Genomic DNA, 7,149 nt, shown 5'->3' with positions numbered 1-7,149 from the left:
TGTTGACCGCTTCGCAATGGCCGATGAAGACCGGCACGCGCACGGCGGTGCAGGTCACCTTGATCTTCGGATCGAGCATCTTCTTGGTCTCGGCGACGACCTTCCATTCCTCCTTGGTCGATCCGTCCTCCATGAAGACGTCGATATGGGGGATCAGGTTGAAGGCGATCCGCTTGGTGAACGTCTTGTTTTCGACCGGATCGGCGACATAGACCGCGCGCGTCTGCGCGAACAGTTCGTCCATGCCTTCCTTGCCGGCGCCGGAGACCGACTGATAGGTCGCAACCACGACACGCCTGATCGTGGCCGCCTCGTGCAGCGGCTTGAGGGCGACGACGAGCTGGGCGGTCGAGCAGTTCGGATTGGCGATGATGTTGCGCCTGGTGAAGCCGGAGACGGCGTCCGCGTTCACCTCGGGCACGATCAGCGGCACGTCGGCGTCATAACGGAAAGCGGACGAATTATCGATGACGACACAGCCCCGCGCGGCGATCTTCGGCGCCCATTCCTTGGCGACCGAGCCGCCCGCGCTCATCAGGCAGATATCGGTGTCGGAGAAGTCGAACCCTTCGAGCGCCTGCACCTTGATCGTCCCGTCGCCGAACGACACCTCCTGGCCGACGGAGCGGCGCGAGGCGAGCGGCACGACCGTATCGGCCGGAAAGCCCCGCTCGGCGAGGATATCGAGCATCTCGCGGCCGACATTGCCGGTCGCGCCCGCGATGGCGATTTTGAAACCCATGGTTCCCGTCTCCTGTCTCCCCCGCTTGCGGTCGTGCGCCACTCTTCCCGCCCCGGGGAGAGTGTGGGGCGGAACGGGTCAGATCGCGATGGTCTTCTTGATCGTGAAGCGCATGGTGGCCGTCCTGTGCCGGAATGCGCGCCCAATGTCAATCGGGCGGCGTCGATCGGGTCCGGGCGCCGCGGCGCGCGGGCTCACCCGGCCGCATAGGCGGCGACGATCGCATCGCCCATTTGCGCGGTCGACACGCGCGCCTCGCCCTCGCCCGCAATGTCGGCCGTGCGCAGGCCATCGTCGAGAACCTTGGCGATGGCGGCCTCAAGGCGGCCCGCCTCCCCGGTCATGGCGAACGAATAGCGCAGGCACATGGCAAAGGAGGCGATCATCGCGATCGGGTTGGCGATGCCTTGGCCGGCAATGTCGGGCGCCGAACCGTGCACCGGCTCGTAGAGCGCCCTGCGCTTTGCCGTGGCCGCGTCGGGCGCGCCGAGCGAGGCCGACGGCAGCATGCCGAGCGAGCCGGTGAGCATGGCGGCGACGTCCGACAGCATGTCGCCGAACAGATTGTCGGTGACGATCACGTCGAACTGCTTGGGCCAGCGCACCAGTTGCATGCCGCCGGCGTCCGCCAGCATGTGCGTCAGCGCCACATCGGCATAATTGTCCGCGTGCGAGGCGGTCACCACCTGGTTCCACAGAACGCCCGACTTCATCACGTTGCGCTTTTCCATCGAGCAGACCGCATTCCGCCGGGTCCGCGCCAGTTCGAAGGCGATGCCGGCGATGCGCTCGATCTCGAACGTGTCGTAGACTTGGGTGTCGATCGCGCGCTTTTGTCCGTCGCCCAGATCGGCGATTTGCTTGGGTTCGCCGAAATAGACCCCGCCCGTCAGCTCGCGCACGATCAGAATGTCGAGCCCCTCGATCACGTCGCGCTTGAGCGAGGAGGCGTCGGCGAGCGCCGGGTAGCAAATCGCGGGCCTGAGGTTGGCGAACAGTTCCATATCCTTGCGCAGGCGCAAAAGGCCCGCCTCGGGGCGCTTCTCATAGGGCACGCCGTCCCATTTCGGCCCGCCGACCGCGCCCAGAAGGACCGCGTCGGCGGCCATCGCCCTGTCCATGTCCGCCTCGGAGATCGCCTCGCCATGGGTGTCATGGGCACACCCGCCCACCAGGCCCGTTTCGGCGACGAAGCCCGCCCCCTCCGCCTCGTTCATATGGTTGATCAGCTTGGTGACTTCGGCCATGGCTTCGGGGCCGATGCCGTCGCCGGGCAGCAGGAAGAGGGAACGCGTGGTCATGGAAGGGTCTCGTCTTTGCGGGAAAGCTGGCCCCGTTTCTAGGCGGTTCGGGCCGCCGACTCAACGCCTTGCGTCCCATGCCTTGGGCCCCATGCCTTGGGTCCCATGCGTTGGGTCCTGGCCGGCGCCGGCCGGCGCATCGCCGTCAGGCCCGCTTGAGGGCGATAACCGCGTTCGCCCCCCCGAAGGCGAACGCGTTGCTGAAGACCGCGCCCACATCGGCTCTGCGCGCCGCATTGGGCACATAGTCGAGATCGCATTCGGGATCGGGCGTCTCATAGCCGATCGTCGGCGGCAGAACGCCGTCGCGCAGCGCGCCGACGGCGGCGATGATCTCAAGCGCCCCGGAGGCGCCCATGCAGTGGCCGTGCATCGACTTGGTCGACGAAACGGCCAATGCATCGGCATGCGCGCCGAAGGCGCGGCGGATCGCCTGCGTCTCGGTCCTGTCGTTGCCGAGCGTTCCGGTGCCGTGGGCGTTGATGTATCCGACGTCGGCGGGCGCAAGGTCGGCATCGGCGAGACACTGCTCCATGGCGCGCGCCGCGCCATCCATGTCGGGCGCGACGATATCGCCCGCATCCGCCGTCATGCCGGCGCCGGCCAGTTCGGCGAGGATCGTCGCGCCGCGCGCGCGCGCATGATGCTCGGTCTCCAGGACGGCAATGCCCGCGCCGTCGCCGAGCACGAGGCCGTCACGGTCGGCCGAAAAGGGCCGGCAGCCATTGCGCGACAGAATGCGCATGGAGTCCCACGCCTTGAGCACGCCGAAATTGAGCGGGGCGTCCGCGCCGCCGGCCAGCATGATGTCGGCACGGCCCGCGCGCAGCGTATCGAGCGCGGCGGCGAAGGCATGGTTGGCCGACGAGCAGGCCGAACTCGTGCCGTAGACCGGACCCTTGAGGCCGAAGGCCATGGAGACGTGGACCGCCGGAGAGGACGGCATCGCCTGGGGAACAAGGAAGATGTCGGTGCGCTTCTTCTTTTCGAGCAGGATGGCCCTGTAGTTGGCGTCGATCACGTCGCCACCGAAGATGCCCGTGCCGACGATGGCGCCGATCCGGTCGGCGCCTGGCCCGTTCGCCTCAAGGCCCGCCTGCGCCATGGCCTGCTTGGCGGCGATCATCGCCAGAAGGCCGAACCGGCTTGTCGTCAGAAGAAGGCGGCGCTCGAAACCGTGCTCGGGCAGTGCGCCGAGCTGGGCGGCGATCGAGGCCTTCAGCTCGCCCTTTTCGGGAATGTCGATCGGGCCGATGCCGCAGGTTCCGGCCTTCATGGCCGCCCAGATCGACGCCGCGTCGACACCCAGGGCGCTGATGCCGCCCATGCCGGTGATGACGATACGCGGTCGGCTCACGCGGCGTCGCTCTTTTCGACAAGCCCCCGCACCGAATCGCAGACATCGCCGACGGTCTTCAGCGTCTCCCAGGCGTCGGCGGCGTTCAGCTGGATTTCTATGTCGAACATGTCCTCAAGGTCGAAAATGACCTCGGCAAGTTCAAGCGACTGTATGTCGATCGTCGAAAGCTCTGTCTCCGGCGTGATCTCCGAGGGATCGCGTTCGATCTTCTCGGCGATGATACGCGCCGTTTCTGCGAATATTCTGTCAGTCATGATTGTGGCGCCTTTGTGCGGCGATGGCCCTCAAATGCAAGGCCCGATAGACCCCGAAAACCTTCTGGTCGCTGACCGGACCAATGTCAATCGCCGTCATCGCGCCGTGCGGTCGGGCCTGTTCGCCGTCCGCCCGCGACCGCCTGTCCGACCCTTATGGGCATTGAAGGGCGCACGATGCGTCGTCGTCAGGCCCAGGGGCGGCTTGCGGCCGCGCGGTTTTCATAGCTGTCGATCGACGGCGCCTTTTCGAGCGTCAAGCCGATATCGTCGAGCCCTTCGAGCAGGCAGTGCTTGCGGTGCGGATCGATGTCAAAGCCGATCACGCCGCCGTCGGGCCCGCGGATCTCCTGCGCTTGAAGGTCGACGGTCAGCACCGCGTTGGCGCCCCGTCCCGCATCGTCCAGCAGCTTTTCGAGATCTTCGGGCGTAACCACGATCGGCAGGATGCCGTTCTTGAAGCAATTGTTGTAGAAGATGTCGGCGAAGCTGGTCGAGATGACGCATCGAATGCCGTGGTCGAGCAGCGCCCAGGGCGCGTGCTCGCGCGAGGATCCGCAGCCGAAATTGTCGCCGGCGACCAGGATCCTGGCGTCCTTGTAGGCGGGCTTGTTGAGCACGAAGTCGGGATCGTGCGCGCCGTCCTCCCTGTAGCGCATCTCGGCGAAAAGGCCCTTTGCGAGCCCGGTGCGCCGGATCGTCTTCAGATAGTCCTTGGGGATGATCATGTCGGTGTCGATGTTGATGATCGGCAGGGGCGCGGCGACACCGGTGAGCTTGTCGAACTTGTCCATGATGCCTCTTGTGTTTCTGGCCTTGGCTCGATTAGCAAAGGCGGCGCGGGAAATGAAGTGTCGGCGTCAAGTCGCGATCCGGGCTTGCGCCGGGCCGCGCTTCGGCGGCACAAGGGCGCATGACCGAGGCTTCCGCAATCCGACCGCGCCGCTCGGCGCTCTACGTGCCCGGCGACCGGGAACGCGCGATGCGCAAGGTCCGGTCGCTGGCCTGCGACGTGGTGATCTACGACCTTGAGGACGCGGTCGCTCCGGAGGCCAAGAACGCGGCGCGCGAGATGGTGCGCGCTCATCTCGCCGGCGCGCGCCCGGCACGCGCCGAGCGCATCATCCGCATCAACGCGCTCGACACGCCCTGGGGCGGCGAGGATCTGCTGGCCGCGCGCGCTGCGATGCCCGATGCCGTCCTGATCCCCAAGGTCGACGCTCCGGGGACCGTTCGCGCGGTCGCCGACGCTTTGGCCGAGACCGACGCGCCCGACACGCTGCGGCTGTGGGCGATGATCGAAACGCCGCGCGGCATCCTGAACGCGGCGGCGATCGCCGATCTGCGCCGCTCCTTGCAAGCGCCGCTCGACTGCCTGGTCGCGGGGACCAACGACCTCGTCAAGGAAACGGGGCTCGCCGGGCCTTCGGCGCGCGATCACGCCCATGGCTGGCTGATGCAGATCGTCCTTGCCGCGCGCGCGGGCGGCATCGCCGCGCTCGACGGCGTGTTCAACGATCATGGCGACGTTAAAGGCTGTATCGCCGAATGCCGGCAGGGAGCGGCGATGGGGTTCGACGGCAAGACGCTGATCCACCCCGGCCAGATCGCGCCGGCCAATGCCGCCTTCTCGCCCGGCCCGGATGCCGTGGCGCGGGCCCGGCGCCTGATCGCGGCGTTCGCCAGGCCCGAACATGAAGGACGCGGCGTAATCGCCTTCGAGGGCGGCATGGCCGAACGGCTTCACCTGCGCCAAGCCGAGGCCTTGCTCGCCCGCGCGATGGCCGAGGCGCGCTTGAACGCCGACGAAAACGGAGACGAACATGCCGATGAAGGCCTACCGACTGCTCACCGGATTTGATGATCCGGCCTTTTGCCACAAGGTCACGGCGGCCCTTGGCAGCGGTTGGACGCTGCATGGCGCGCCGGTTTACGCGTTCGATCCGGTGACGGCGCAGATGAGGTGCGGGCAGGCCGTGGTCAAGGACGTGCCGGACCGCGACTATGACCCCGCGCTCAGGCTGGGCGATCTGTGACATGGACCGCCGGCTTCGTGCAGCTTGGCCGCGCCATGGCCGGCCGAGCCGAGCGCCCCTGCGGAACCAAGAATGCGGGCACGTCCGGAACGCCGGGGCCGTGCGATCGCGCCGGGTGAATTCGAGCGCGGTCTCCCGCAGGTACCACCAGTTCAGGAAGTCGATGACGACGCGCATCCCCGGAGCGCTTTCGCTTTTCGTTCAATGACGCAAGCGTCCCAAGTCTTTGTTCAGCGGCGATTTCTGGGTCGAAACCGATTCCCACTTTCGCTGGAATCGCTCTAGAAGGCAGTTTCGGGAGCTGTTTTCGTTTCGAGGGAAGGCCTTGGTCGAGCGCGTCGTCATCATCGGCGGAAGCCACGCCGCCATATCCGTCGCCGACGCGCTGCGCAAGCATGGGTTCGGCGGCGCGATCACGCTTCTGAGCGAGGAGGACGCGTTGCCCTATCAGCGTCCGCCGCTCTCCAAGGCCTATATGTCGGGCGCCATGGACATCGAACGCCTCAAGCTCCGGCCGGAGCAGTGGTACGACGACAAAGGCATCAAGGCGCATCTGTCGAGCCGTGTCGTCGGCATCGACCGTCGGGCCAGGGAGGTCGCCACCGGCGACGGCGCCCGGACCGGCTACGACACGCTGGTGCTGGCGACCGGCGCGCGCGCGCGGCAGCTGCCGGCGGAAATCGGCGGGACGCTCCGGAACGTCCACACGATGCGCGATCTGGGCGATGCGGACGCGCTGACGGCGAAAATGGCCGAGGGTCGCCGGCTGGTGGTGGTCGGCGGCGGCTATATCGGCCTTGAGGCGGCGGCGGAGGCCGCCAAGAAGGGCATGCGGGTGACCGTGATCGAGGCCGCGCCGCGCATCCTTCAGCGCGTGGCCTGCCGCGAGACCGCCGACGCCTTTCGTGCCCTGCACGAAAGCCATGGCGTGAGCGTCCTTGAGAACACGCAGATCGGGCGCATCGCCGATGATGGCGCGGGCGGGGCCGCATCCGTCGAACTGGCGGACGGCACGCCCCTTCCCTGTGATCTGGTCGTGGTCGGCATCGGCATCGTGCCGAACGCGGAGCTGGCCGAGGCCGCCGGGCTCGAAGTCGCGGTCGGCATCAGCGTCGATGCGCATGGCCGCACCTGCGATCCGGCCATCTATGCCTGCGGCGACTGCACGGTCTTTCCGTTCCATCACATGCCGACACGCCTTGAATCGGTGCAGAACGCGCACGATCAGGCGGGCGTCGTCGCCGCCAACATCATGGGCGGGGACGTCATCTACGATCCGCAGCCATGGTTCTGGTCGGACCAATATGACATGAAGCTTCAGATCGCCGGTTTCAATCGCGGCTATGACCGGGTCGTCGTCCGCCCCGGCAGGCGCCAGGGCAGTGTTTCGCACTTCTACTTCGCCGGCGACAGGTTCCTCGCCGTCGATTGCCTGAACGATGCGGCCACCTATGCG

The 7,149-nt window shown here is 67.0% G+C and carries 8 protein-coding genes; 3 read left to right on the top strand and 5 right to left on the bottom strand.

The window, feature by feature from the left end; translation table 11 throughout:
- From AC5E6L_RS12940 to leuD, 5 genes are all read right to left on the bottom strand, one after another.
- The coding region (locus AC5E6L_RS12940) for an aspartate-semialdehyde dehydrogenase (protein ID WP_491773809.1) at positions 1–742 on the bottom strand (742 nt) is incomplete at its 3' end.
- Positions 743–936: 194 nt separating this feature from the next.
- Positions 937–2,043, bottom strand: a complete 1,107-nt coding sequence (gene leuB, locus AC5E6L_RS12935; protein ID WP_491773807.1) for a 3-isopropylmalate dehydrogenase — start codon at positions 2,041–2,043, stop codon at positions 937–939.
- Between the two features lie 145 nt (positions 2,044–2,188).
- The gene (locus AC5E6L_RS12930) at positions 2,189–3,400 is read right to left on the bottom strand and encodes a beta-ketoacyl-[acyl-carrier-protein] synthase family protein (protein WP_491773805.1); all 1,212 of its coding nucleotides are present in this window, start codon (positions 3,398–3,400) and stop codon (positions 2,189–2,191) included.
- Positions 3,397–3,657: a phosphopantetheine-binding protein gene (locus AC5E6L_RS12925; RefSeq protein WP_491230072.1), complete on the bottom strand. Its 261-nt coding sequence runs from the start codon at positions 3,655–3,657 to the stop codon at positions 3,397–3,399. Before AC5E6L_RS12925 ends, AC5E6L_RS12930 begins: the two co-directional genes overlap by 4 nt.
- 188 nt (positions 3,658–3,845) lie before the next feature.
- Positions 3,846–4,451: a 3-isopropylmalate dehydratase small subunit gene (gene leuD / locus AC5E6L_RS12920; protein ID WP_491230071.1), complete on the bottom strand. Its 606-nt coding sequence runs from the start codon at positions 4,449–4,451 to the stop codon at positions 3,846–3,848.
- 119 nt (positions 4,452–4,570) lie between these two features.
- Here leuD and AC5E6L_RS12915 point away from each other — a divergent pair, with 119 nt between their 5' ends.
- The 3 genes from AC5E6L_RS12915 to AC5E6L_RS12905 all read left to right on the top strand — a co-directional run.
- The gene (locus AC5E6L_RS12915) at positions 4,571–5,518 is read left to right on the top strand and encodes an HpcH/HpaI aldolase/citrate lyase family protein (protein WP_491230070.1); all 948 of its coding nucleotides are present in this window, start codon (positions 4,571–4,573) and stop codon (positions 5,516–5,518) included.
- Positions 5,487–5,693: a DUF1737 domain-containing protein gene (locus AC5E6L_RS12910; RefSeq protein ID WP_491230069.1), complete on the top strand. Its 207-nt coding sequence runs from the start codon at positions 5,487–5,489 to the stop codon at positions 5,691–5,693. Before AC5E6L_RS12915 ends, AC5E6L_RS12910 begins: the two co-directional genes overlap by 32 nt.
- 325 nt (positions 5,694–6,018) lie before the next feature.
- A partial coding sequence (locus tag AC5E6L_RS12905) for an NAD(P)/FAD-dependent oxidoreductase (RefSeq protein WP_491773801.1) occupies positions 6,019–7,149 on the top strand: 1,131 nt, incomplete at its 3' end.

It is taken from the genome of Roseitalea sp. (assembly GCF_984466335.1).
Note: the sequence above shows the minus strand (reverse complement) of the source record. Positions and strands in the feature narration are given on the sequence as shown.

Excerpts from the sequence above, each read along its gene's own strand:
- AC5E6L_RS12925 (WP_491230072.1), bottom strand. The coding sequence starts at position 3,657 with ATGACTGACAGAATATTCGCAGAAACGGCGCGTATCATCGCCGAGAAG.
- leuB (WP_491773807.1), bottom strand. The coding sequence starts at position 2,043 with ATGACCACGCGTTCCCTCTTCCTGCTGCCCGGCGACGGCATCGGCCCC.
- AC5E6L_RS12910 (WP_491230069.1), top strand. The coding sequence starts at position 5,487 with ATGAAGGCCTACCGACTGCTCACCGGATTTGATGATCCGGCCTTTTGC.
- leuD (WP_491230071.1), bottom strand. The coding sequence starts at position 4,451 with ATGGACAAGTTCGACAAGCTCACCGGTGTCGCCGCGCCCCTGCCGATC.
- AC5E6L_RS12915 (WP_491230070.1), top strand. The coding sequence starts at position 4,571 with ATGACCGAGGCTTCCGCAATCCGACCGCGCCGCTCGGCGCTCTACGTG.